Origin of the sequence: Streptomyces sp. Inha503 (assembly GCF_047215865.1) — a bacterium.
In the GTDB taxonomy this organism is placed as follows: domain Bacteria; phylum Actinomycetota; class Actinomycetes; order Streptomycetales; family Streptomycetaceae; genus Streptomyces; species Streptomyces lycopersici.
The window spans coordinates 3301683-3327327 of record NZ_CP178360.1; the positions used below are offsets into that span (position 1 = coordinate 3301683).

The 25645-nt window shown below is 70.5% G+C and carries 20 protein-coding genes; 8 read left to right on the forward strand and 12 right to left on the reverse strand.

The features are described 5' to 3' along the window. Positions 1-16 precede the first annotated feature (16 nt). The 3 genes from ACJX2R_RS13380 to ACJX2R_RS13390 form a co-directional block, all read right to left on the reverse strand. Positions 17-604 carry a hypothetical protein gene (locus ACJX2R_RS13380; protein ID WP_413100306.1) on the reverse strand — a complete coding sequence of 196 codons (588 nt, stop codon included), beginning with the start codon at positions 602-604 and terminating at the stop codon, positions 17-19. Positions 605-791: 187 nt separating this feature from the next. Next, complete coding sequence (locus ACJX2R_RS13385; RefSeq protein ID WP_413100307.1) at positions 792-1793, reverse strand: tRNA (adenine-N1)-methyltransferase; 1002 nt, start codon at positions 1791-1793, stop codon at positions 792-794. Positions 1794-1874: 81 nt separating this feature from the next. Next, positions 1875-3125, reverse strand: coding sequence for a site-2 protease family protein (locus tag ACJX2R_RS13390; RefSeq protein WP_262704413.1), 1251 nt, complete (start codon positions 3123-3125; stop codon positions 1875-1877). 129 nt (positions 3126-3254) lie between these two features. Between ACJX2R_RS13390 and ACJX2R_RS13395 the strand changes: the two genes are divergently transcribed. Both ACJX2R_RS13395 and ACJX2R_RS13400 read left to right on the forward strand, forming a co-directional pair. Further along, the gene (locus ACJX2R_RS13395; RefSeq protein ID WP_413100308.1) at positions 3255-4142 is read left to right on the forward strand and encodes a RecB family exonuclease; all 888 of its coding nucleotides are present in this window, start codon (positions 3255-3257) and stop codon (positions 4140-4142) included. Positions 4143-4203: 61 nt separating this feature from the next. Beyond that, positions 4204-4875 carry a response regulator gene (locus ACJX2R_RS13400; protein WP_262704383.1) on the forward strand — a complete coding sequence of 224 codons (672 nt, stop codon included), beginning with the start codon at positions 4204-4206 and terminating at the stop codon, positions 4873-4875. Positions 4876-4935: 60 nt separating this feature from the next. Here ACJX2R_RS13400 and ACJX2R_RS13405 read toward each other — a convergent pair whose 3' ends face one another. From ACJX2R_RS13405 to metH, 4 genes are all read right to left on the reverse strand, one after another. Continuing rightward, complete coding sequence (locus tag ACJX2R_RS13405; protein ID WP_262704382.1) at positions 4936-6531, reverse strand: ABC transporter substrate-binding protein; 1596 nt, start codon at positions 6529-6531, stop codon at positions 4936-4938. Positions 6532-6583: 52 nt separating this feature from the next. Then, complete coding sequence (locus ACJX2R_RS13410; protein WP_262704381.1) at positions 6584-8182, reverse strand: ABC transporter substrate-binding protein; 1599 nt, start codon at positions 8180-8182, stop codon at positions 6584-6586. Between the two features lie 338 nt (positions 8183-8520). Continuing rightward, the gene (locus ACJX2R_RS13415) at positions 8521-9222 is read right to left on the reverse strand and encodes an HAD family hydrolase (RefSeq protein ID WP_262704380.1); all 702 of its coding nucleotides are present in this window, start codon (positions 9220-9222) and stop codon (positions 8521-8523) included. 159 nt (positions 9223-9381) lie between these two features. Continuing rightward, the gene (gene metH, locus ACJX2R_RS13420; RefSeq protein ID WP_413100309.1) at positions 9382-12885 is read right to left on the reverse strand and encodes a methionine synthase; all 3504 of its coding nucleotides are present in this window, start codon (positions 12883-12885) and stop codon (positions 9382-9384) included. Positions 12886-13122: 237 nt separating this feature from the next. Here metH and ACJX2R_RS13425 point away from each other — a divergent pair, with 237 nt between their 5' ends. The 6 genes from ACJX2R_RS13425 to ACJX2R_RS13450 all read left to right on the forward strand — a co-directional run bounded on the left by ACJX2R_RS13425 (position 13123) and on the right by ACJX2R_RS13450 (position 19739). Beyond that, on the forward strand, positions 13123-13887 hold the full coding sequence (locus tag ACJX2R_RS13425) for an IclR family transcriptional regulator (protein ID WP_262704378.1): 765 nt from the start codon (positions 13123-13125) through the stop codon (positions 13885-13887). A 275-nt stretch (positions 13888-14162) separates the two neighbouring features. After that, on the forward strand, positions 14163-14960 hold the full coding sequence (locus tag ACJX2R_RS13430) for an MIP/aquaporin family protein (protein WP_262704377.1): 798 nt from the start codon (positions 14163-14165) through the stop codon (positions 14958-14960). A gap of 33 nt (positions 14961-14993) precedes the next feature. Next, entirely contained in the window at positions 14994-16541 is a 1548-nt protein-coding gene (gene glpK, locus ACJX2R_RS13435; RefSeq protein WP_262704376.1) for a glycerol kinase GlpK, read from the forward strand. 3 nt (positions 16542-16544) lie between these two features. Beyond that, a complete protein-coding gene (locus tag ACJX2R_RS13440; RefSeq protein WP_413100310.1) occupies positions 16545-18158 on the forward strand; it encodes an FAD-dependent oxidoreductase in 1614 nt (537 codons plus the stop codon). Between the two features lie 290 nt (positions 18159-18448). Beyond that, positions 18449-18919: a hypothetical protein gene (locus ACJX2R_RS13445; RefSeq protein ID WP_262704374.1), complete on the forward strand. Its 471-nt coding sequence runs from the start codon at positions 18449-18451 to the stop codon at positions 18917-18919. 148 nt (positions 18920-19067) lie between these two features. After that, on the forward strand, positions 19068-19739 hold the full coding sequence (locus ACJX2R_RS13450; protein ID WP_044577825.1) for a FadR/GntR family transcriptional regulator: 672 nt from the start codon (positions 19068-19070) through the stop codon (positions 19737-19739). A 303-nt stretch (positions 19740-20042) separates the two neighbouring features. Here ACJX2R_RS13450 and ACJX2R_RS13455 read toward each other — a convergent pair whose 3' ends face one another. The 5 genes from ACJX2R_RS13455 to ACJX2R_RS13475 are packed head-to-tail and all read right to left on the reverse strand — an operon-like array spanning position 20043 to position 25599. Further along, positions 20043-20894: an amidohydrolase family protein gene (locus tag ACJX2R_RS13455; RefSeq protein WP_413105847.1), complete on the reverse strand. Its 852-nt coding sequence runs from the start codon at positions 20892-20894 to the stop codon at positions 20043-20045. A 25-nt stretch (positions 20895-20919) separates the two neighbouring features. Beyond that, on the reverse strand, positions 20920-21927 hold the full coding sequence (locus tag ACJX2R_RS13460) for an aldo/keto reductase (protein WP_413100311.1): 1008 nt from the start codon (positions 21925-21927) through the stop codon (positions 20920-20922). 17 nt (positions 21928-21944) lie between these two features. Continuing rightward, positions 21945-22979, reverse strand: a complete 1035-nt coding sequence (locus ACJX2R_RS13465) for an ABC transporter permease (RefSeq protein WP_037956487.1) — start codon at positions 22977-22979, stop codon at positions 21945-21947. Next, on the reverse strand, positions 22976-24562 hold the full coding sequence (locus ACJX2R_RS13470; protein WP_413100312.1) for a sugar ABC transporter ATP-binding protein: 1587 nt from the start codon (positions 24560-24562) through the stop codon (positions 22976-22978). The genes ACJX2R_RS13465 and ACJX2R_RS13470 overlap by 4 nt, the downstream gene beginning before the upstream one ends. Positions 24563-24564: 2 nt before the next feature. Next, a complete protein-coding gene (locus ACJX2R_RS13475; protein ID WP_262704370.1) occupies positions 24565-25599 on the reverse strand; it encodes a sugar ABC transporter substrate-binding protein in 1035 nt (344 codons plus the stop codon). Positions 25600-25645: the final 46 nt, after the last annotated feature.

Sequence of the window (25645 nt, forward strand, 5' to 3'; positions counted from 1 at the left end):
CACCGCGAGTAACCGCTCACACACTCCCCGGGACCGGCAGCGCCTTCAGTACGAACTTTCCGTCCCGCCACTGCCAGTTGACCTTGCGCTGGAGGTCCGGACAGCACCGCGGGACCTTGGCCGACGAGTATCCCAGCAACGTGGCCGAAACCCTCTTTCCGCGTACCGCGAAATCGCTGATGCTCATCCCTTCCTTCGGATCCACGAAGGTGGCCACCACGCGGGGCGCGGCGCCCGCGCGGCCGGTCGGCTGGGAGAGCACGTAGACGCCGCTTGGCGGGGTACCGAAAGCGGTCGGGCAGCGCACCACGGCGACGGTCTCCGGCCGTCCGTCCCCGTCCAGGTCCGCCGAGCCCCGGTCGATGACGTCGGGCCGGGCCCGTCCGCAGTTCATCGGATAGTCCGCGGCGCGGGGGTCGGGCGCCTTGGCGGCCGGAAACCCCCCGGTGCCCGGCGCGGAGGCGGTGGTGGAGGTGGTGGCCTTGGCGTCGGAGGGCTGGAAGAACGACCCTCCGGCGATGACGGCGGCCACGGCGGCCGCGGTCGCCACCCAGTGCACCGGACGGGGTTGGGTGTGCGCGAGATCCGGGCCCAGAGGCTGCACGCGGGATGACTCCATGTGAGGGGCTGAGGCGGGAGATGACCCGCATGGTGCCACATCTCACAGGGGCGCGGCCACCGCCCTCACACGAGGAATTCGGTGGCCGCGCCGAGCCGTTGTGGAGCCGGTTCTCCGCCGGGCGGGCCTCAGATGGCCGCCGGACGGGCTCCGGACGGCCCCCGGACGACCGTCAGACGTCGCCGGAGGGGGTGTCCTGGCCGCCGGAGGGGCGCCTGTCGCCTCCTGAGGCGTCCGTGGCACCGGTGTCCTTGGCGGTGCCGGTGTCCTTGGCAGGGCCGGAGTCCTTGGCGGTGCCCCAGCCCACGTAGTCCTCGCCGTAGGCGCCCTTGGCGGGCCTGCGGCGGCGCATCGGGGGCTCCACACCGTCCGCGAGCCGGCGGGCGGTGAGCAGGAAGCCGGTGTGGCCGATCATGCGGTGGTCGGGCCGTACCGCCAGGCCCTCCACATGCCAGGTGCGCACCATGGTCTCCCAGGCCGACGGCTCGTTGAAGGTGCCGTGCTCGCGGATGGCCTCCACGGTGCGGGCGAGCTGGGTGGTGGTGGCGACGTACGCGCACAGGATGCCGCCGGGGACGAGCGCCTTGGACACCGGTTCCAGACACTCCCAGGGGGCGAGCATGTCCAGGATCACGCGGTCCACGTCGGTGTCGCTGAGGTTGTCCTGGAGGTCGCCGACGGTGAGCCGCCAGGCGGGGTGCGGGGCGCCGAAGTAGCGCTCGACGTTCTGGGCGGCGATCTCGGCGAAGTCGGCCCGGCGCTCGTAGGAGTGCAGCATGCCCTGGTCGCCGATGGCCCGCAGCAGGAAGGTGGAGAGCGAGCCGGAGCCGACGCCCGCCTCGACGACACGTGCGCCGGGGAAGATGTCGGCCATCGCCAGGATCTGCCCCGCGTCCTTGGGGTAGACCACGGCGGCACCGCGTGGCATGGACAGGACATAGTCGGGGAGCAGGGGGCGCAGCGCGAGATACGCGACGTTTCCCGTGGTGCGCACGACGGTTCCCTCGGGGGCGCCGATCAGCTCGTCATGGGGGAAGGATCCCTTGTGGGTGTGGAAGTTCTTCCCGGACTCGAGCGTGAAGGTGTAGTGGCGTCCCTTGGGGTCGGTGAGCTGGACCTGGTCCCCGACCTGGAAGGGCCCGCGACGGCGGGCGGCACCGGTCGGTTCGGACATGTGAACAGCCTACCGGGCACTTCGCCGTGCCCGGACCACGCCCGGGGCCTCAGGAGCCGTGCCCGGACCACGCCCGGGGCCTCAGGAGCGGCCCGAGGGGGTCCTGGCCATGGCCGCCACGAAGGCGCGCTCGACATCGGCCGTGGAGAGCACCCCGTAGATCTCGCCGGTCTCCTCGACGACCAGGTACTCGGTGGCGGGGGTGGCGCGGAGGGTGTCCAGCAGCTCCTCGCCGGTGAGCTCGGCCGAGACCCGCATACCGTCCTTGAGGTCCTGGGCGAGACCGCTGACCGCGACCCAGGGGCGGCGGTGCTCGGGGATCCCCACGATGGCCGCCTCGCGCACCACGGCGGTCGGGGCGCCGTGGCCGTCCACCACGACCAGGGCCCGGGCCCCCGCCTCGTTCGCCCGGCGCAGCGCCTCGGAGAGCGGGGTGTCGGCCGCCACGGGCACGGCGCGCCGGGTGAGCGTACGGGCGCGCAGGTCCGGCAGCCGCTCCCGCAGCCGGGCCATCCGCAGGCTGTTGCCCGCGCCGGTCCAGATGATCGCGGCGAGTATGGCGGCCAGCAGCGCGTCGGTGAGCGAGTCGACGCTGCCGAAGCTCTTGGGCTCCTCGCCGAGCCCGCCCGCCTGGGTGAGCAGCGGGAGCCCGACGAGCACCGCGACGGCGAGCGCGCGGCCGCACCAGGCGGCGGCGACGGTGCCGGTCATGGGCCGGCCGCTGATCTTCCAGACGACGGCCCGCAGCATCCGCCCGCCGTCCAGCGGCAGCCCGGGCAGCAGGTTGAACGCGGCCACGATCAGGTTGGAGATCATCAGCCCGGCGAGCAGCACCCCGGGCACCGTGCCGGGCTCCACGACCATCATGCCGAGGTAGAACACGCCCGCCAGGACCAGGGAGAGCAGCGGGCCGACGAAGGCGAGCACGAACTCCCGGCCGGGGGTCTCGGTCTCCTTCTCGATCTCCGAGACCCCGCCGAAGAACTGGAGCTGGATGCGGCGCACCGGCAGCTTGAAGCGGAGCGCGGCCACGGTGTGGGCGAGCTCGTGCACCAGCACCGAGGCGTAGAAGGCCACCGCGAAGAAGAGCGAGACCAGATAGCGCGCGGCGCCGAGCTCGGGCAGCACCCGGTCGAGCTGGCCGCCGAAGACCCAGGTGATGAGGGCGGCGACCAGGAACCAGCTGGGCGAGACGTATACGGGCACGCCGAAGGGCCGGCCCATGAGAAAGCCGCCGCCCACGTCGCGTGGGCGCGGCTGCTTGCCGCCCTCGGGCTCGGTCGCGCGGTCCGATTCCCCGTTGTCGGACTGCCGCTGCCCGCTGTTGTCCACGGTGTCCCCTCGTCGGATGCTCGGTCGCACCCCTCTTTTTGATACGGTCCCCACGATCATGCAGTGCCGGGGGCTCGAACGTCGATGGTATGCGTCCGGCTGTCGGTGGCGGGTCGTAGGGTCTTCGCCATGGGAACCACCACGGGAACCACCACCGGGAAGGCCGAACCCTCCGACGGGCCACCGAAGTCCGGCCCCGCCGCCTCGTTGTCACCCTCACGGGCGGCCGATTTCATGCGGTGTCCGCTGCTGTACCGCTTCCGAGTGATCGACAAACTGCCGGAGAAGCCCAGCGCGGCGGCCACCCGCGGCACGGTGGTCCACGCGGTGCTGGAGCGGCTCTTCGACGCCCCGGCCGCCGACCGCACCGCCCCGCGGGCCCGGTCGATGGTGCCGGGCGAGTGGGAGCGGCTGCTGGCGGCCAAGCCGGAGCTGGCGGAGCTGTTCCAGGAGGAGGACGGCGCTCCGGCGCCGGACCGGCTGGCCGAGTGGCTGACGGGGGCCCAGACGCTGGTGGAGCAGTGGTTCTCGCTGGAGGATCCGACCCGTCTGGAGCCCGCGGAGCGCGAGCTGTTCGTGGAGACGAAGCTCGAGTCCGGGCTGACGCTGCGTGGAATCATCGACCGGATCGACATCGCTCCCACCGGTGATGTGCGGATCGTGGACTACAAGACGGGCAAGGCCCCCGCCCCGCAGTACGCGGGCGAGGCGCTGTTCCAGATGAAGTTCTACGCCCTGGTGCTGTGGCGGCTGCGCGGGGTGATCCCGCGCCGGCTCCAGCTGGTCTATCTGGGCAGCGGGGATGTGCTGACGTACGACCCGGAGGAGCGGGATCTGCGGGCCGTGGAGCGCAAGGTGCTGGCCCTGTGGGAGGCGATCCGGCTGGCCACGGAGACCGGTGCCTTCGTGCCCCGGCAGACCAGGCTCTGCGGCTGGTGCGACCACCAGGCACACTGTCCGGAATTCGGGGGTACGCCACCGCCGTATCCGCTGGCGGTAGTGCCCTTGCAGAATTGAGGCAGCCGCGTAGCGCCCCACGGGCGGGCAGAATGGACGCGGTCTAGGAGAAGGAGTTCCCGTGGCGATCCGCGTCCTACTGGTCGATGATCAACCGCTGCTGCGCACCGGCTTCCGGATGATTCTGGAGGCGGAGCAGGACCTGGCGGTCGTCGGTGAGGCCGGGGACGGTCTACAGGCCCTCGATCAGGTGCGGGCGCTCCAGCCCGATGTGGTCCTGATGGACATCCGGATGCCGCGGATGGACGGTGTGGAGGCGACCCGTCAGATCACCGGCCCGGGGCGGGACGGCCCGGCCAAGGTGCTGGTGCTGACCACCTTCGACCTGGACGAGTACGTGGTGGAGGCGCTGCGCGCCGGGGCCAGCGGCTTCCTGCTGAAGGACGCGCCCGCCACCGAACTGGTGCAGGCCATCCGCGTGGTGGCGGCGGGCGAGGCGATGCTGGCGCCCAGCATCACCCGCAGGCTGCTGGACAAGTACGCCGGGCATCTGCCGTCGGGCGAGGAGCCGGTGCCGGACACCCTGCACACGCTGACCGAGCGCGAGGTCGAGGTGCTGAAGCTGGTGGCCCGGGGGCTGTCCAACGCGGAGATCGCCGCCGATCTGTTCGTCAGCGAGACCACCGTCAAGACGCATGTGGGCCATGTGCTGACCAAGCTGGGGCTGCGCGACCGGGTGCAGGCCGCCGTCTATGCCTACGAGAGCGGGCTGGTCCGCCCCGGCACGCAGTAGGCGTCCAGGCGTCACCGGGGCGGCGCGGAGTGCTGCCCGCCGGTCGGCGGGCAGCACCCGTCAGCCGTCGGACGACTTGCCGATCTCCCAGAAGCGGAAGACCGTCGAGGAGTCGAGGGTCCACTGGAGCCCGGTGATGTCGTCCCGGGCCACCGCGTACTGCTTGCCCTGCCACAGCGGGAGCATCGGCACCTCGTCGGCGATGATGTCCTGGATCCGCTGGAAGTCGCCGACCGTGGCCTCACGGCTGGGCTGCTCGGCGGTGGCGGGGATGAGCTGCGCGGTCAGCCGCGGCGAGGTGTAGTGGTTGGCCAGGACGTTGCCGGCGCCGAAGAACGGGGCGACGAAGTTGTCCGGGTCCGGGTAGTCCGGCACCCAGCCCTTCACATAGACGCCGTACTTCCCCCCGGCGACGCCCTTCTCGTACGTGGCGACGTCCGCGCTCTTCACATCGACGTCGAACAGCCCGCTGGCGTTGAGCTGCTCGGCGATCCGGCGCAGACCGGGGACGGTGCCGGGGCCGTAGCGGATCGGGGTGCCCCACAGGGTCAGCTTGACCTTGCCGGTGATCCCCTCGTCCCGCAGCGCCTGCTTGGCCTTCTCGGGCTGCGGGCGGTCGCCGTACTTGTCGTAGAAGGCGGTGTTGTGGCCGGTGATACCGGCCGGGACCACCGAGTACAGCGGTTCGGCGGTGCGCTTGTAGACGTCCCGTACCAGGGTGGAGCGGTCGATGAGGTACGCCATGGCCTTGCGCACCCCGAGCTTGCCCGCCACCGGGTCCTTCATGTTGAAGACCAGGTGCTGGACCTCGGCGCCGGTGCCCTCGACCACGTTCAGGCTCTTGCCGCCGCCGAGGCTCTGCGCCTGGAGGTCGGCGAGGTCGCGCATGGCCAGCCCGCGGTAGGCGAGGTCCACGTCGCCCTTCTGCACCGCGGACTTCAGCCGCGCCTGCCCGCCGTGGAAGAACTTCAGGGTCAGCCCGGAGTTCTTCGGCTTGGCGGGCCCCTGGTACCCGCCGTTGACGGAGAAGTCCGCCTCGCCCTTGGTGAAGGAGTCCAGCTTGTAGACGCCGGAGCCGACCGCCTTGTGGTCCGTGCGCAGCTTGTCGGCCGGGTACTCCTCGTGGTCGACGATGGACCCGGCGCCGGAGGCGATCTTCTGTGGGAAGGTCGCGTCGGAGTCCTTCAGATGGAAGACGACGGTCCGCTTGTCCGGGGTGTCGATGCTCCCGATGGAGGTGAGCATCAGCGCCGGGCCGTTGGGGTCATTGATCCGCTTGGTGCGCTCGAAGGAGTACTTGACGTCCTCGGAGGTGAGCGGATGGCCGCTGGTGAACTTCAGTCCGTCCTTCAGCGTGCAGGTGTAGACCCGGCTGGTGTCGTCCTTGAAGGAGCACTTCTCCGCCGCCTCCGGCTGCGGTGTGGTGCTGCCCTTCGGGAAGCTCAGCAGCGACTGGAAGACGTTGTTGAACAGCAGCCAGGAGCCCGGGTCGTAGCCGGACGCCGGGTCGGTGGCGAGCACCTCGTCCGACATCCCCATGACCACGTGCTCGCCGGTGCCCGCCGCGTCGCCGTCCTCGCTGCCGCAGCCGGTGAGCAGGGCGGCGGCCAGTCCCGCCCCGAGGGGAGCTGCCAGCCACTGATCACGTTTCCTCAACGGTATTCCTCACACGCTCGACGTCTTCGTATCCGACCCCCGTAAGTCGTTCTCAGTCGCCCTTGCCGAGCTCCCACAGCTGGAGCATGGTCGAGGAGTCGAAGGCGTACTCGGCGCCCGTCACGTTCCCGCGGGCGGCCACGTACGTGTTGCCCTGCCACAGCGGAAGGTAGGGCACATCGCTGGCGACGGTGTTCTGGATGGACTGGTAGTCCTTGTCGGCGAGGCTGCGCTGGGCCTCCTGCCGGGTCTTGGGGATCAGCTCGTCCTGGATGGTCTTGTTGCGGTACGGCGAATTGAGGAAGTTGTCCTTGGTGAGGAACGGCGCGGTGTAGCTGTCGGGGTCCGGGAAGTCGGGGAGCCAGCCCATCCCGGAGGCGGAGAACTGGCGCTTGATGAGCGCGGGGCGGTAGTCCCGCCACGGGTAGCCCTTGATCGTGACGGAGAACAGTCCGCTGTCGTTGAGCTGCTTGCGCAGCTCCTTGAACTCCCCGGCCGTCTCCGGACCGTAGTGGTCGGTGGTGTAGGTCAGCGTCAGCTTCACCGGGGTGTTGATACCGGCCTCGCTCAGCACGCGCCGGGCCTCCTTGGGGTCCGGGTCGCCGTACTCGTTGTGGAACGAGTTGATGTGCGAGGAGATGCTGGTGGGGATCATCGAGTACAGGGGCTCGGCGGTCCGCTTGTACACGTCGCGCACCAGCGCCTGGCGATCCACGAGATGGGCGATCGCCTGCCGGACCGCCTTGTTCTTCACCGTCGGGTCGGAGGTGTTGAAGACCAGGTAGCGAATGCCCTGGCCGGAGGACTCGAAGAGGCGGACGCCCTTGATCTCGCCCTTGTTGAGCTTGTCGATCTGCTCGGGCGAGAAGCCGCGGTGGACCAGGTCGATGTCGCCCTTGACCAGCGCCTTCTCCATGGTCGAGGCGGAGTCGTAGAACCGCATCTCCACCTTGCCGGCCTTCGGCTCGACATCGCCCTTGTAGTGGGAGTTCTTGGTGAAGACGACCTTCGTCAGCCGGTTGTCGCGCACCTCGGTCTTGGCGCTGTACGGGCCCGAGCCCGTCATCTCGAAGCCGTTGCGCAGCGCGTCGGGCTTGTAGACCTCGCTGTCCAGGATCGCGGCGGCCGGGGTGGTGAGCTTCGACGGGAAGGTCGCGTCCGGCTGCGAGAGATGGATGACGATCTCGCGGTCGCTGGGAGTTTCGATCTTGTCCACGTTGGACAGCAGTGACTTGGTGCCGTTGGGGTCGTCGATGCGCAGCACCCGCTCGAGGGAGAACTTGACGTCCTTCGAGGTGAGGTCGTGGCCGTTGGAGAACTTCAGCCCTTCGCGCAACGTGCAGCGGTACTGCTCGCTCTGTCTGTCCTGGAAGCCACATTTCTCGGCGGCATCGGGTATCGGCTCGGTTCCCGAGCGGGGCAGCCGCATCAGCGTCTGGAAGGCGTTGTGCAGCACGCTCCAGGACGCGAAGTCGTAGGCCAGGGCGGGATCCAGCGGCGCGGGCGCCGCCTTCGACGCCTCTATGCGGTCCGTGCTGCCCAGGACGAGCGTCTTGCCGTCCGAGCCCGAGCCGTCGGTACCACCGCACGCGGCGAGCGTGGAGATCAGGAGGCCGGCCACAGCCGGCAGCACCAGCGACTTGCGCGTCATTGTCGGGAGTCTCCCTGCCATCGATCAACTACTCGCGACGAGATTAGTCCGCGGCGCCAGTGATACTCAGACACAACGAAGTTGAGGCGATATCACGCCCCGATAACGCGCGATCATCGACCGATATCCGGACGTGGCCGCGATTCGTACGCCATGCCACCAATCCGGACACAAGGGCTCCCCCAAAACACACCAGACGGGACGCGCGACAGACAACCATCGCACTCGTCTACGGCATATGCAGTGATAAACATCACGTTCCGTTGTCGCCAACGGAACGTGAAAAGTCCGCCCGCGCTATTCAGTTTGCAATTTACAGGAATACGCTCGGTGCGCGATCAGTGCACCGCCGTGACCAGAGTGCGCAGGAAATCGAGATCGACTTCTTCGAGCGAGCCGATGACCGTACGCCCCACCACGGGCTCGATCGGCACCACGGACGGCACCGCGACCACTCGGCACCCGGCCGCCTCCGCGGCCCGTACACCCGTGTCGGTGTCCTCGATGACCACGCACCGCCCCGGCTCGGCGGCCAGCCCGGCCGCGGCGAACAGATAGGGGTCGGGATGCGGCTTGGTCCGCTCGACCTCGTCGCCCGCGACCGTCAGGGCGAAGTGCTCCGGGCCGAGCGAGCGCAGGACGCGGTCCATCACCCGCCGGTGGGAGGCGGATACCAGGGCGGTGGGAACACCGTGCGCGGCCAGCTCGGTGAGCAGCCGGCGGGCGCCGGGCAGCATCGGCACACTGCCGTCGATCAGCTCGGTGAAGCGGCTGTTGAGCAGGCCGGTGAGCTCGGCGAGGGCGATCTCGGCGCCGGTGGCCTCGATCAGGAACTGGGCGCTGCGCGACATCGGACCGCCCACCACGACCTGGCGGTACTCCTCGGCGAGGGCGTGCCCGAGCTCGGCGAAGATGGAGACCTCCGCGTCCCACCAGATGCCCTCGGTGTCGACCAGGGTGCCGTCCATGTCGAGCAGAACGGCTTGCAGGGCCGAGCCTTCGGCCGTACGGGTGTCGACGGCGGGGATGCTGCTGGTCATCCAAACACCTCCGGATAAGGGGCACGAAGGCCGGCCCCCTTCCGCTGACGGGAAGGCGACCGGCCTCTACCGGATCGACCAGTCTACGTCGCGCCGCGCCGACGCGCCCGGTGAGCACCCAAGACGGTCACAGATGGCCGCCGTAGGGCTACCACGCGTCTACCGCGCGTTGAAGTACTTCGCCTCCGGGTGGTGGATCACGATGGCGTCCGTGGACTGCTCGGGGTGGAGCTGGAACTCCTCCGAGAGCTTCACCCCGATCCGCTCCGGCTCCAGCAGATCGGCGATCTTCGCGCGGTCCTCCAGGTCGGGGCAGGCGCCGTAGCCCAGCGAGAAGCGCGCGCCGCGGTACTTCAGCGCGAACATGTCCTCGATGCCACCGGGGTCCTCCCCGGCGAAGCCCAGCTCGGCGCGGACCCGGGCGTGCCAGTACTCGGCGAGTGCCTCGGCGAGCTGGACGGACAGGCCGTGCAGCTCCAGGTAGTCGCGGTAGGAGTCGGCGGCGAACAGCTCGGCGGTGGCCTCGCCGATCTTCGAGCCGACGGTGACCACCTGAAGCCCGACCACGTCGGTCTCGCCGGACTCCTCCGGGCGGAAGAAATCGGCCAGGCACAGCCTGCGGCCGCGGCGCTGGCGCGGGAAGGTGAAGCGGGTCCGCTCGCTGCCGTCCTCGTTCAGCAGGACCAGGTCGTCGCCCTTGGAGACGCACGGGAAGTAGCCGTAGACGACGGCCGCCTCCAGCAGGTTCTCGGTGTGCAGCTTGTCGAGCCAGCCGCGCAGCCGCGGACGGCCCTCGGACTCCATCAGCTCCCGGTAGCTCGGCCCGTCGCCGGTACGGGCCTCCTTGAGCCCCCACTGGCCCTTGAACAGCGCGCCCTCGTCCAGCCAGGACGCGTAGTCGACCTGCTGGATGCCCTTGACCACGCGGGTGCCCCAGAAGGGCGGGGTGGGCACCGGGTTGTCGGTGGCCACGTCGGACCGGGACGGGCCCTCCGGCTCCGGCTCGGTCACGGACACGTCCCGCTTGGGCACCCGGCGCTGCTTGAGCTCGGGGAGCGTGGCGCCGGGCACGCCGCGCTTGACGGCGATCAGGGCGTCCATCAGCCGCAGCCCCTCGAAGGCGTCGCGGGCGTAGCGCACCTCGCCCTCGTAGATCTCATGCAGATCCTGCTCGACATAGGCCCGGGTGAGCGCGGCGCCGCCGAGGATCACGGGGAACCGGGCGGCCAGCTTGCGCTGGTTGAGCTCCTCCAGGTTCTCCTTCATGATCACCGTGGACTTCACCAGCAGCCCGGACATGCCGATCACATCGGCGCCGTGCTCCTCGGCGGCCTCCAGGATCGCGGAGACCGGCTGCTTGATGCCCAGGTTGACGACGTTGTAGCCGTTGTTGGACAGGATGATGTCCACGAGGTTCTTACCGATGTCATGGACGTCGCCGCGGACGGTGGCGAGCACGATGGTGCCCTTGCCCTCGTCGTCCGACTTCTCCATGTGCGGTTCCAGATGGGCGACCGCGGTCTTCATGACCTCGGCGGACTGGAGGACGAACGGCAGCTGCATCTGGCCGGAGCCGAACAGCTCGCCGACCACCTTCATGCCGTCCAGCAGCGTCTCGTTGACGATGTCGAGGGCCGGGCGCTCCTGGAGGGCCTCGTCGAGGTCGGCCTCCAGGCCGTTGCGCTCGCCGTCGATGATGCGGTGCTTGAGGCGCTCCTCAAGGGGCAGCGCGGCCAGTTCCTCGGCCTTGCCCGCCTTGAGGGACTTGGCGGTGGCGCCCTCGAAGAGCCCCATCAGCTTCTGGAGCGGGTCATAGCCCTCGGCGCGGCGGTCGTAGATCAGGTCCAGGGCGGTCCGGACCTGCTCCTCCTCGAACCGCGCGATCGGCAGGATCTTGGAGGCGTGCACGATCGCCGAGTCCAGGCCCGCCTTGACGCACTCGTCGAGGAAGACGGAGTTGAGCACGATCCGGGCGGCCGGGTTGAGGCCGAAGGAGATGTTGGACAGGCCCAGCGTGGTCTGGACGTCCGGGTGGCGCCGCTTGAGCTCGCGGATCGCCTCGATGGTGGCGATGCCGTCCTTACGGGACTCCTCCTGACCGGTGCAGATGGTGAAGGTCAGGGTGTCGATGAGGATGTCCGACTCGTGGATGCCCCAGTTGCCGGTCAGGTCGGCGATCAGCCGCTCGGCGATCTCGACCTTCTTCTCCGGCGTGCGGGCCTGGCCCTCCTCGTCGATGGTCAGCGCGATGAGGGCGGCGCCGTGCTCCTGGGCCAGCCGGGTGACCTTGGCGAACCGCGACTCGGGGCCGTCCCCGTCCTCGTAGTTGACGGAGTTGATGACCGCGCGTCCGCCGAGCTTCTCCAGCCCGGCCCGGATGACGTCGACCTCGGTGGAGTCCAGGACGATGGGGAGGGTGGAGGCGGTGGCGAACCGCCCGGCCAGCTCCTCCATGTCCGCGACGCCGTCCCGGCCCACGTAGTCCACGCACAGGTCGAGCAGATGGGCGCCCTCGCGGATCTGCTCGCGGGCCATCTCCACGCAGTCGTCCCAGCGGGCCTCCAGCATGGCCTCGCGGAACTTCTTGGAGCCGTTGGCGTTGGTGCGCTCGCCGATGGCCAGGTACGAGGTGTCCTGGCGGAACGGCACGGTCTGGTAGAGCGAGGCGGCGCCGGGCTCGGGGCGCGGGGTGCGCTCGGTGGGGGTCAGCTCGCGGACCCGCTCGACGACCTGGCGCAGATGCTCGGGCGTGGTGCCGCAGCAGCCGCCGACCAGGGAGAGCCCGTATTCGCGGACGAAGGTCTCCTGGGCGTCGGCCAGCTCGCCGGGGGTGAGGGGGTAGTGGGCGCCGTCCTTGCCCAGCACCGGGAGGCCGGCGTTGGGCATGCAGGACAGCGGGATCCGGGAGTGGCGGGCGAGGTGGCGCAGGTGCTCGCTCATCTCCGCGGGGCCGGTGGCGCAGTTGAGGCCGATCATGTCGATGCCGAGCGGTTCGAGGGCGGTGAGCGCCGCGCCGATCTCGGAGCCGAGCAGCATGGTGCCGGTGGTCTCGACGGTGACCGAGCAGATCACCGGGAGGTTGGCGCCGGTGGCGTCGAGGGCGCGGCGGGCGCCGATGATCGAGGCCTTGGTCTGTAGCAGGTCCTGGGTGGTCTCCACCAGGAGGGCGTCCGCGCCACCGGCGATCATGCCCTCGGCATTGGCCTGGTAGGCGTCGCGGAGGGTGGTGTACGGGGCGTGGCCGAGGGTGGGCAGCTTGGTGCCCGGACCCATGGAGCCGAGCACCCAGCGCTGGCGTCCGTCGGCCCCGAACTCGTCGGCGACCTCACGGGCGATCCGGGCGCCGGCCTCGGAGAGCTCGTGGACGCGGTGGGGGATGTCGTACTCGCCGAGCGCCGCGTGGTTGGCGCCGAAGGTGTTGGTCTCGACGCAGTCCACGCCGACGGCGTAGTACGCCTCGTGGACCGAGCGGACGATGTCCGGGCGGGTGATGTTGAGGATCTCGTTGCAGCCCTCGAGCTGCTGGAAGTCGTCGAGACTGGGCTCCTGCGCCTGGAGCATCGTCCCCATCGCGCCGTCGGCGACCACCACGCGGGTGGCCAGCGCTTCGCGGAGCGCCTCGGCTCGGGCGGCGGATGTGGGCGATGGCGTATGAGAGGCCATGGATGTGCTCCCTGGAGTGCGACGGCTGTCGGCTTTGCGCCCTCCCCTGGGGACGGCGCACCACGCCAGGGTAGCTGCCAGTGGTCATTTCACGATGGTCGTTCCATCAGCCGGGATGAGCACGGCCGATCGGGACCCCGGCGGATACGTCAATGCCGACACGCGGCGCCAGGTACCACGCAGTCGACATGGACCGATAGTGTTCAGCATTGTCGAACCGCAGTCAGGAGGTTGGCGATGGCCCGGAACATCCAGTCGTTGGAGCGCGCCGCCGCGATGCTACGCCTGCTCGCCGGTGGTGAGCGACGTCTGGGACTGTCCGACATCGCCTCCACCCTGGGGCTGGCCAAGGGCACCGCGCACGGCATATTGCGCACGCTCCAGCAGGAGGGCTTCGTGGAGCAGGACGAGGCGTCCGGCCGCTATCAGCTCGGCGCGGAGCTGCTGCGCCTGGGCAACAGCTATCTGGACGTGCACGAGCTGCGCGCCCGCGCCCTGGTGTGGACCGACGACCTGGCCCGGTCCAGCGGCGAGAGCGTGTACCTGGGCGTGCTGCACCAGCAGGGCGTGCTGATCGTCCACCATGTCTTCCGGCCGGACGACAGCCGCCAGGTGCTGGAGGTCGGGGCCATGCACCCGCTGCACTCCACGGCCCTGGGCAAGGTGCTCTCCGCCTACGACCCGGTCGCGCACAGCGAGGTGGCCGAGGGCGACCGTAAGGCGTTCACGCCCCGCACGGTGACCGGGGAGCGCGAGTTCGAGGGCGTGCTGGACCTGACCCGGGCGCGCGGCTGGGGCTGCGACGTCGAGGAGACCTGGGAGGGCGTGGCGTCCGTCGCGGCGCCCATCCACGACCGGCGCCGGCTGCCCGTGGGCGCGGTGGGGATAACGGGCGCGGTCGAGCGGGTGTGCGAGGGCGGGGAGCTCCGCTCGGAGCTCGTGGCCGCCGTACGGGACTGTGCGCGCGCCGTCTCCCGGGACCTGGGTGCCCTGCGTTTCTGAATCGCGCCAACGCGTGCGGATCTGCCCCCATATCCCGGCATGACCTGCTTCATCACGGTTTCACATACGCGCGATTTTTCCTTCACACGACCCTTGACGGGGTCTTCGGCGTGAAGAAAACTGCCGTTCATCGGTCGGCATTGTCGAACACCTGACGACAATATTCGCTATGGTGGACTCGCCGCGGGCCGACCAACGCCCTCCCACGAGGGCGCGGACCACCGGACAGCCCCGGGGGTTCGCCTTCCCCTGGACGAAGGACAAAGGAGTCGCGGGTGTCCAGCTCCGACATCTTCATCGGCGAGACCATCGGTACCGCCGTTCTCATTCTGCTCGGCTGCGGTGTCGTCGCCGGCGTTGTCTTGAAGCAATCCAAGGCGTTCGAGGCCGGATGGGTCGCCATCACCCTCGGGTGGGGCTTCGCCGTGCTCACCGGCGCCTATATCTCCGCACCGCTCTCGGGCGCGCATCTCAACCCGGCGGTGACGGTCGGCCTCGCCATCGAGGGCGGCGTCGAGTGGAGCAAGGTGCCCGTCTACTTCCTCGGGCAGATGCTCGGCGCGGTGATCGGCGCCTCGCTGGTGTGGCTCGCCTACCTCGGCCACTTCCACGCCCATCTCACCGACCGCGAGATCGTCGGCGGCCCGGGTGCCCAGGACACGGCGGCGGCGGACCGGCAGCAGCAGGCCACCGGCGCCGGCCCGGTGCTGGGCGTCTTCTCCACCGGCCCGGAGATCCGGAACGTCGGTCAGAACCTGGCCACCGAGATCATCGCCACGGCCGTGCTGGTGCTCGCCATCCTCACCCAGGGGCTCAACGGCGACGGCAAGGGCCTCGGCGTCATCGGCGTCATGATCACCGCGTTCGTGGTGGTCGGCATCGGCCTCTCGCTCGGCGGCCCGACCGGTTACGCCATCAACCCGGCGCGTGACCTCGGCCCCCGGATCGCCCACGCCCTCCTGCCGCTGCCCAACAAGGGCGGCTCGGACTGGGGCTATGCCTGGATCCCGGTCGTCGGCCCGCTCATCGGCGGCGCCATCGCCGGCGGGATCTACGAGATCGCCTTCGCCTAGTCCACCCCACCACTCGCAGGAGAGCAGCAGATCATGACCGACACCCACACCACCAGCGCCTCGTCCCACGGCCAGGGACCGTTCATCGCGGCCATCGACCAGGGCACCACCTCCAGCCGCTGCATCGTCTTCGACCGCGACGGCCGCATCGTCGCGGTCGACCAGAAGGAGCACGAGCAGATCTTCCCCAAGCCCGGCTGGGTGGAGCACAACGCCACCGAGATCTGGGAGAACGTCAAGGAGGTGGTCGCCGGCGCCATCACCAAGGCCGAGATCACCGCCGTCGACGTCAAGGCGATCGGCATCACCAACCAGCGCGAGACCACCCTGCTGTGGGACAAGAACACCGGTGAGCCGGTGCACAACGCCATCGTCTGGCAGGACACCCGCACCGACGCCCTCTGTCGCGAGCTCGGCCGCAACGTCGGCCAGGACCGCTTCCGCCGCGAGACCGGCCTCCCGCTGGCCTCCTACTTCGCCGGTCCCAAGATCCGCTGGCTGCTCGACAACGTCGAGGGGCTGCGCGAGCGGGCCGAGGCGGGCGACATCCTCTTCGGCACCATGGACTCCTGGGTCATCTGGAACCTGACCGGCGGTGTCAACGGCGGCGTGCACGTCACCGACGTCACCAACGCCTCCCGCACCCTCCTGATGAACCTGCACACCCTGGACTGGGACGAGAAGATCCTGGCCTCGATGGACATCCCGGCCGCCGTGCTGCCGCGGATACGCTCCTCCGCCGAGGTCTACGGACACACCGCCCAGGGCGTCCTGGCGGGCGTGCCGGTGGCCTCCGCGCTCGGCGACCAGCAGGCGGCCCTGTTCGGCCAGACCTGCTACTCCGAGGGCGAGGCCAAGTCCACCTACGGCACCGGCACCTTCCTGCTGATGAACACCGGCGAGAAGCCGGTCAACTCCTACAACGGGCTGCTGACCACCGTCGGCTACCGGATCGGCGACGAGAAGCCGGTCTACGCCCTGGAGGGCTCGATCGCGGTCACCGGTTCGCTGGTGCAGTGGATGCGGGACCAGATGGGCCTGATCAACAGCGCCGCCGAGATCGAGACCCTCGCGAGCTCGGTCGAGGACAACGGCGGCGCGTACTTCGTGCCCGCCTTCTCGGGTCTGTTCGCCCCGTACTGGCGGTCCGACGCGCGCGGTGTGATCGCGGGCCTGACCCGCTACGTCACCAAGGCGCACATCGCCCGCGCCGTGCTCGAGGCCACCGCCTGGCAGACCCGCGAGATCGTCGACGCGATGACCAAGGACTCCGAGGTCGAGCTCACCTCGCTCAAGGTCGACGGCGGCATGACCTCCAACAACCTCCTGATGCAGACCCTCTCGGACGCCCTGGACGCACCCGTGGTGCGCCCGATGGTCGCCGAGACCACCTGCCTCGGCGCCGCCTACGCCGCCGGTCTCGCCGTCGGCTTCTGGCCGGACACCGACGCCCTGCGCGCGAACTGGCGCCGGGCGGCCGAATGGACCCCCCGAATGGACGCGGACGTCCGCGACCGCGAGTACAAGAGCTGGCTCAAGGCCGTGCAGCGGACCATGGGCTGGATCGAAGACGAGGAGTAATCAATGACCACCCTGCGATGCGTTCCGTCCTCCCTCGGAACGCACCCGGCTGCCGGTTCGAACCCGAGCCGAGCCGAAACCCGGGAACAGCTCTCCAAGGCGACGTACGACCTCCTGGTGATCGGCGGCGGAATCCTGGGCATCACCACTGCCTGGCACGCCGCGCAGTCCGGGCTGCGGGTGGCGATGGTGGACGCCGGCGACTTCGCCGGTGCCACCTCCTCGGCCTCCTCCAAGCTGCTCCACGGCGGCCTGCGCTACCTCCAGACGGGCGCGGTCAAGCTGGTCGCCGAGAACCACTTCGAGCGGCGCGCGGTCTCCCGTACCGTCGCACCGCACCTGTCCAACCCCCTCACCTTCTACCTGCCGGTCTACAAGGGCGGACCGCACGGCGCGGCCAAGCTGGGCGCGGGCGTCTTCGCCTACTCGGCGCTGTCCGCGTTCCGTGACGGCGTGGGCCATGTGATCGGCGCCGAGCGGGCCGCGCGCGACGTCCCCGAGCTGCGCACCGAGGGCCTCAAGGCGGTCGCGGTCTACGGCGACGGCCAGATGAACGACAGCCGCATGGCCCTGATGACGGTCCGGGCGGCCGTGGAGGCGGGCGCCACCGTCCTCAACCACGCCGAGGTCATGGGCCTGCGCAAGAACGACGGCCGGGTCGTCGGCGCCGAGCTCAGGGACCGCACCGACGGCACCGAGTTCGGGGTCGGTGCCCGTCTGGTGCTCAACGCCACCGGCCCCTGGGTGGACCATCTGCGCCGGATGGAGGACCCGGGCGCGGCGCCGTCGATCCGGCTGTCCAAGGGCGCGCACCTGGTCCTCAAGCGCACCTCCCCCTGGCGGGCGGCGCTGGCCACCCCGATCGACAAGTACCGCATCACCTTCGCCCTCCCCTGGGAGGACATGCTGCTGCTGGGCACCACGGACGAGGAGTTCGAGGGCGACCCGGCCGATGTCGCGGTCAACGAGGCGGACATCTCCCAGATCCTGGACGAGGCCGCCTTCTCCATCCGCGACCAGCAGCTCTCCCGCGATCTGATCACCTACTCCTTCGCGGGTCTGCGGGTGCTGCCCGGCGGCCCGGGCGACACCGCCAAGGCCAAGCGGGAGACCGTGGTCACCGAGGGCAAGGGCGGGATGCTCTCCATAGCCGGCGGCAAGTGGACCACCTTCCGGCACATCGGCCGCACGGTGATGCAGAAGCTGGCCGAGCTGCCGGGGCGTCCGCTCGCCGACGACATGGAGCCGGTCAAGCTGCTGCCCCGGCACATGCCGCTGCCGGGCCTGGCCAATCCGCACGCCGTCGAGCACCGGCTGCTGGTGGACGGCGGCACCCCCGGCCCGCGCATGGCCGCCGACACCGCCCGCCATCTGGCGACCCACTACGGCTCGCTCTCCTTCGACATCGCCCGGCTGGCCGGCGGCGACCCGGAGCTCGCGGAGCGGATCCACCCGGACGCCCCGGAGATCTGGGCACAGGTCGTCTACGCCCGGGACTACGAGTGGGCGCGCACGGCGGATGACGTCCTGCGCCGCCGCACCACCCTGACCATCCGCGGCCTGGACTCCGAGGACATCCGGAGCCGGGTCGAGGATCTGCTGGCCAAGCGACCCTGACCCCCGCGGGGCCGCCTTCCCAGGTCCGGGCGGCCGGGTGAGAGGAAACGTCTTCTCACCCGGCCGCCCGGACCGCCAATTCGAGGCAGCGATCTTGCCAACTCGTCCCGGCCGAAGGTCAGTTGGCGCCCGGGTCGGCGGGAGCCGTTGAACTTACTCGCGCGTTAAAAATCAACTGAATCGCTCTTGCCTTCTTCGGCGGTGCGCGCATCAATGACATCGCCCGTGGATGACGGGCGGGAACCCCCCACACATCAGCCGCACTTTCCCCCACTCCGGAAGGCAATCCCATGAGACGGTTCAAGCTCGGGATCGGCACGGCAATGGGAACAGCAGCACTGGCCGCCGGCGCACTGGCGCTGGCACCGACCGCGTCCGCGGTCGACCCCACGTCCGCCACCCTCACGGCGGACTGCGGGACGTACGGGTCGGGCCTGGCCACCCTGACCGCCACGCAGAGCGGGACCTCCGCGACCATCACCCTGTCCTCGGGGGCGATCAAGGCCCCGATCGACGTTCCGGCGGGCTCGGTGAGCTCGACGCTGACGCTGTCGAAGAGCGGCGGCGGAACCAAGACCTTCACCGGGAACTCCAACCCGGCGATCCCGACCGGCTCCGATGTGACCACCGGCCCGCTCAAGGGCACGGTGGCCGCGGGCGACGTCCTGGAGGCCAAGTCGCTCAAGCTGGTCATCTTCGGTCTGATCACGGTGAACTGCACCGCCACCTCGGCCCAGTCCCCGGGGCCGTTCACCTTCTGAGCCATCCGATGAACCGGCCCTGAGCCCGCCTTCGGGCCCTCCCGGTAGAAGGTCACAGCGGGCCGGCGGCGTCCCCGGCAGACGCCGCCGGTCCAAGCACGTCATAATGGACCTGATACATCGGATGTTTGGCCCGGGGAGGTCCACCATGGCGGTCACCGACGAGGCGATCGAAAAAATCAAGGGCATGATCGTCTCGGGCGCGCTGCGCCCCGGTGACCGGCTCCCCAAGGAGAGTGAGCTGGCCGCCGATCTGGGGCTGTCGCGCAACTCGCTGCGGGAGGCCGTCCGGGCGCTGTCGCTGATCCGGATCCTCGACGTACGGCAGGGCGACGGCACCTATGTGACCAGCCTCGATCCCCAGCTGCTGCTGGAGGCGCTGAGCTTCGTGGTGGACTTCCACCGCGACGACACGGTATTGGAGTTCCTGGCGGTGCGGCGGATCCTGGAGCCCGCCGCCACGGCGCTGGCCTCCACCCGGATCAGCGACGCCGAGCTGGACCGGCTCCAGGAGCAGCTGGACGCGCTCGGGCAGGAGCCCTCGGTGGAGGAGCTGGTCGCCTGCGATCTGGAGTTCCACCGCGGCATCGTCCAGTCCTCCGGCAACTCGGTGCTCTGCTCGCTGCTCGACGGGCTCTCCGGGCCCACCACCCGGGCCCGGGTGTGGCGCGGTCTGACGCAGGAGGACGCGGTCAGCCGGACCCTCCATGAGCACCGGGCGATCCTGGCCGCCCTGCGGGACCGTGACGCGGAGGCGGCACGGTCCTGGGCGACGGTGCACATCGCGAGCGTGGAGCAGTGGCTGCGCTCCACGCTGTGAGCCCACCGGGGCTCCGCCCCGCCCCCCGCTGGGGCTCCGCCCCAGACCCCCGCCGCGGGTCCGGGGCAGGCTCGCCCCCGGCCCCGGGCGGAGCGCCGCCTCACGGCGGAGCTGGGCATCGGGCGCGGCGGGGGTGAGGCGGCGACTCCCGCTGAGCGGGTCGGAGGGAGTGCCCTACGGTTCGGGCAGCGCCCCGAAGAGGCGCGGGGCCGTGCCGATGTGCGGCTCCGCCGCGCGGGCGCGACCAGCCACGACGGCGCCGCAGTCGGCCGACGGCACATCGCGACACTTCCAGCGGAGCGCTTAGGTTCCCAGGCCGTACGCGCGGGCCGCGTTGCCGCCGAAGACGGCGGCGCGCTCGTCCTCGCCGAGCCGGAGGACGGCCCGGTCCGCGAGGGCCACCACCTCGTCGTAGGTCGCGGCCAGGAGGCACACCGGCCAGTCGGAGCCGAACAGCACCCGGCCGGGCCCGAAGGCGTCCAGGACGTGCCAGGCGTACGGGAGCACCTGCTCGGGCTTCCAGCCCTCCCAGTCGGCCTCGGTGACCAGACCGGACAGCTTGCAGTCGACGTTCGGCAGGGCCGCGAGCGCGGCCAGCTGCCAGGCCCAGGGATCGCGCTCACCGCTGGCCACGGGCGGCTTGGCGGCGTGGTCCAGGACGAAGCGGAGCTGCGGCAGCTCGCGGACGGCGTCCAGGGCCGCGGGCAGCTCGCGCGGGGTGACCAGCAGGTCGTAGACCAGCCCCGCGTCGGCCACGGCGGCCAGCCCCCGGCGGGCGTCCTCGCGGTCCAGCCACCGCGGATCCGGCTCGTCCTGCACCTGGTGGCGCACGCCCACCAGCCGGTCGCCGCCGGGCCCGGCGGCCAGCTCCGCGAGCACCTCGCCCACCCCGGGGTCGGTGAGGTCGGCCCAGCCGACGACGCCCGCGATCCGGTCCGACCCGCCGGCCAGGGCGAGCAGCTCCCGGGTCTCCGCCACGGAGGAGCTGGACTGGACGACGACGGTGGCGTCGATCCCATGGGAGTCCAGATGCGGGGCGAGGTCGTCCGGGGTGAAGGTGCGGCGGATGGGCTCGGCCCACGCGCCGTCCATCCACGGCTGCTCACGGCGGGTCAGGTCCCACAGGTGGTGATGGGCGTCGATACGGCGCGGCAGGGGCACTCGGGCACTCCTCGGGGGTTCAGACCGGCAGCGGGACGTCGTCGTCGAGCAGACCGCGCCGGACCAGGGCCTGCCACAGCTCGTCGGGGATGTCGCGGGCGAACAGCTCGGCATTGTCCCGGACTTCGGCCGGGGATGCGCAGCCGACCACCGCCGCGGCCACCGCGGGGTGGCCGAAGGGGAAGCGCAGTGCGGCGGCCCGCAGCGGCACCTCGAACTCGGCGCACACCTCGGCCAGCCGCCGGGCCCGCGCGAGGAGTTCGGGCGGCGCCTGCTGGTAGTCGTAGCGGGCCCCGGGGGCGGGGTCGGCGAGCAGCCCGGAGTTGTAGACCCCGGCGGCCACGACGGAGGTGCCGCGCCGCTCGCACACCGGCAGCAGATCGTCGAAGGCGGTGCGCTCCAGCAGCGTCCAGCGCCCGGCGCACAGTACGACGTCCACGTCGAAGTCGGCGACGAACCGGGCGAGGAGGTCGCTGTGGTTCATGCCGAAGCCGATGGCCCGGACGAGCTTCTCCCGCTTCAGCTCGGCCAGTGCCGCGAAGGCCGTCTCATAGACCTCATGGACGTGGTCCTCCGGGTCGTGGAGGTAGACGATGTCCACGGCGTCGACCCCGAGCCGTTCCAGGGAGGACTCGAGGCTCGCGCGGATGCCGTCCCGGGTGAAGTCCCACTCCCGGACCCGGTCGGGGGTGTCGGCGAAGCCGTCCGCCTGGACGGGCTCCCCGGGGGCGCGCGGCCGCAGCCGCCGCCCCACCTTGGTGGAGAGCGTGTACCCGGCGCGGTCGCGCCCGGCCAGCACCCGCCCCAGCCGCTCCTCGGACAGCCCGACGCCGTAGTGCGGCGCGGTGTCCATATAGGTGAGGCCGGTGTCGAACGCCGCCCTTACGGTGTCCAGCGCGCGCTCCTCGGGCACCGCCTCGTAGAGGTTGGCCAGCGGCGCGCAGCCCAGGCCCAGGGGTGGTACGCGCACCCCCGAGCGCCCCAGTTCACGCGGGCCGCTCGGTACCCGTCCGCCGTCGACCGCCATGGCTTTCCTCCCGGCCCTCAGTCCTGCTTCTCGCCGCTGGCGTAGCGGGAGATGATCAGCGCGACGATGATGATCGAGCCGTTGATGAACTGGTTCCACAGGGGCGGTACCCCGCCGAGGGTCATCACGTTGACGACCAGCTGGAGCGTCAGCACACCGGTGAGCGCGCCGAAGAGGGTGCCGCGGCCGCCCTTGAGGCTGATCCCGCCGATGACCGCGGCAGCGAACACCTGGAAGATCCAGCCGTTGCCCTGGGTCGCGGCGACCGAGCCGTAGTGGCCCGTGTACAGGATGCCCGCGAAGGCGGCCAGCAGTCCGCCGACGCTCAGCACGATCCAGGTGATCCGGTCCACCCGGATGCCCGCCGCCCGCGCGGCCTCGGGGTTGCCGCCGATCGCGTACAGCGACCGTCCGTGCCGCAGATAGCCCAGCGCCAGACCGCCGAGGGCGTACAGCCCCAGGCAGATCCACACGGCGGCGGGCACGCCCAGCCACTCGGCCTTGCCGAGGTAGCGGAAGGACTCGGGGACGTTGACGATCGACTGGCCCTCGGCGATGCCGACCTGGAGTCCGCGCAGCATGGTGAGCATGCCCAGGGTCGCGATGAAGCCGTTGACGCGCAGTTTGAGCATCAGGAAGCCGTTGGCGGCGCCGATCAGCGCCCCGACCGCCAGGCACAGCGGTATCGCGGTCCACACCGGCAGCAGCCCCAGGCCCTCGAACCGCGCCCCGTGCTCGGGCAGCACTAACCACAGGGCGATCACCGGCGCCACGGCGATGGTCGACTCCAGGGAGAGGTCCATCCGCCCGCTGATCAGGATCAGCGCCTCGCCCAGCACCAGCAGCCCCAGCTCGGTGGACTGCTGGACGACGCCGATCAGGTTGTCCTCGGTGAGGAAGGCGGGCGAGACGATGAAGCCGATCACCCCGAGGACGAAGATCACGGGGACCAGCGACAGATCGCGCCAGCGCGCGATGTCGATCCGCGGCCGGCCCCCCGCCGGGTCGTCAGCCACCGCCTCGGCGGTCCGCTGCCGTGCGGTATCGGTCATGTCTGCCTTCCTTCTGTGCGGTCTTCGGTGTCCCCCGCCGTGCCGTTGGTGCCCGGCTCCGTGATGCCCTCCATGGCGGCCACGAGCTGGCGGTCGCTCCAGCCGCTGCCGAACTCCGCGACCACCCGCCCGTGGAAGAACGCCAGGATCCGGTCGCAGACCCGCAGATCGTCCAGTTCGTCGGAGACGATGACCGCGCCGCTCCCGGAGGCGGCCACGTCCCGTACGACGCCGAGCAGCGCGTCCTTGGACTTCACGTCCACCCCGGCGGTCGGGCGGATCGCGACCAGGACGCTGGGCTCACGGGCCAGCGCCCGCGCGATGACGACCTTCTGCTGATTTCCGCCGGACAAACCCGAAACGGGCTGCGAGGGTCCCGAGGTCTTGATGTCCAGGGAGGTGATCATCCGCTGGGCGAAGGCGCGGGTCCGGGAGGGCAGCACCGTGCCGTAGGGCCCGAGCTGGTCGGTGACGGTCAGCGTGGCGTTCTCGGCGACGCTGCGGCCCAGGACCAGGCCCTGGTCGTGCCGGTCCTCCGGGACGTAGCCGATACCCGCGTCGATGGCGTGCGGCACGCTGCCGGGGCGCACCGGCCGGCCGCGCACCGACAGCCGCCCGCCGGCCGGTTTGCGCAAGCCCACCAGGGTCTCGCCGACCGCCGTGTTGCCGCTGGCCGTGGCCCCGGCCAGGCCGAGCACCTCACCGGGGCGCACCACCAGGTCCAGCGGGTCGAACTCGCCCTCCAGGGCGAGCCCTTCGGTGCGCAGCACCGGCTCCCCGTCCGGGTCGGCCTCCTTACGGGCGACGGGAGCGCGGACGACGGCCCGGGAGTCGCCCTCGGGCGCCCGGCCGTCGTCCCCGGTCATCGCCGCCACCAGCTCCTCCTTGGGGAGGCCGGCGACCGGGGCGGTCAGCACATGGCGGGCGTCGCGGAAGACGGTGACGGTGTCGCAGAGTTCGTAGACCTCTTGCAGATGGTGCGAGATGAACAGGAAGGCGACCCCCTGCCGGCGCAGCTCGAGCAGCTTGGCGAAGAGCCGGTCGATCCCGCCCGCGTCGAGCTGGGCGGTGGGCTCGTCGAGGATGATCAGCCGGGCGCCGAAGGAGAGCGCGCGGGCGATCTCCACGAACTGCCGCTGCTCGACGCTGAGGTCCTTGGCCCGCGCCTGCGGATCCACCTCCACGCCGTACTCGGCCAGCAGCGCGCGGGCGTCCTCGCGCAGGGCGCGCCAGCGGATGCGCCCCGTGCCCGGGAAGCGGTTGAGGTAGAGGTTCTCGGCGACCGTCAGGTCCGGGACCACCATCGACTTCTGGTAGACGCAGGCCACCTTGCGCTGCCAGGCGGCCGTGTCGCCGTAGCCGGGGGCGGACTCGCCCGCGAAGGTCACCTCGCCCTCGTCCGGGCGCTCCATCCCGGTCAGGACGGACACCAGCGTGGACTTGCCCGCCCCGTTGCGCCCGACGAGCGCATGGGCCTCCCCGGGCCGCACCGCCAGCCGGGCGTGGTCCAGGGCGACGGTGGGCCCGAACCGTTTGACGATGCCCTGGGCCCGTACGACGGCGGGCTGCTCGGCCTCGGCCATGGTCACTTCTTCTCGAGCTGGTTGGCCCACAGCTTCTTGTCGTCGACGTTCTCCTTGGTCACCAGCGGCGCCGGGAGCTGGTCCTCCAGGCCGTTCGCGATCTTGACGATCTTGGAGTCGTGGTCGGTGGGGCCGGGTTTGAACGTCTTGCCGTCCAGAGCGGCCTTCGCGTAGTTCAGGGCCCACTGGGCGTAGAGGTCGGCGGGCTGGGAGAGCGTGGCGTCGATCTTCCCGGAGCGGATCGCGTCCAGCTCCTCGGGTATCCCGTCGTTGGAGATGATCGTGATGTGCTTGGCCGAACCGGCGGGCTTCAGCAGCCGCTTCTGCTCCAGCAGCGCGAGCGTGGGCTGGAGGAAGGCGCCGCCCGCCTGCATGTAGATGCCGTTCACGTCCTTGTGCTGGGCCAGCAGGCTCTGGAGCTTGGCGGAGGCGACATCGCCCTTCCAGTCGGTGGGCAGCTCATGCACCTTGATGCCGGGGTACTTCTTCTTCATGCAGGAGGCGAACGCCTGCGAGCGGTCCCGGCCGTTGATGGAGCTGAGGTCGCCCTGGAGCTCGGCGATCCGGCCCTTGCCGCCCAGCTTCTCGCCGAGGTACTCGCACGCCTTGGTGCCGTACGCCCGGTTGTCGGCGCGCACCACCATGTAGACCTTGCCGGAGTCGGGCCGGGTGTCCACGCTGATGACGGGGATCTTCTTCTCCTCCAGCTGCTCCAGGGTGGAGGAGATGGCCCCGGTGTCCTGGGGCGCCATGATGACCGCCTTGGCGCCCTGGTCGGTGAACGCCTGGACGTTGGCGACCAGCTTGCCGATGTCGTTCTGCGAGTTGGACAGCGGGAGCGCGGAGACCGTGCCCTTGTCGATGCCCTTCTCCAGGTACTGCTGGTAGGAGTTCCAGAAGTCGGTGTCCGTCCGCGGCATGTCGATGCCGACCTTGCCGCCGCCGGCGCCATTGCTCTCTCGGTTGCAGCCGGTGAGCGCTGCGACGGCCAGCAGCACGGCGCAGGCGGCGGTGCCGGTGGTGCGGAGTCTCGTCATCGAGTCCCGTCCTTGGTCGTTCCTGGGTCGAGTAGTGCGGGTGGTG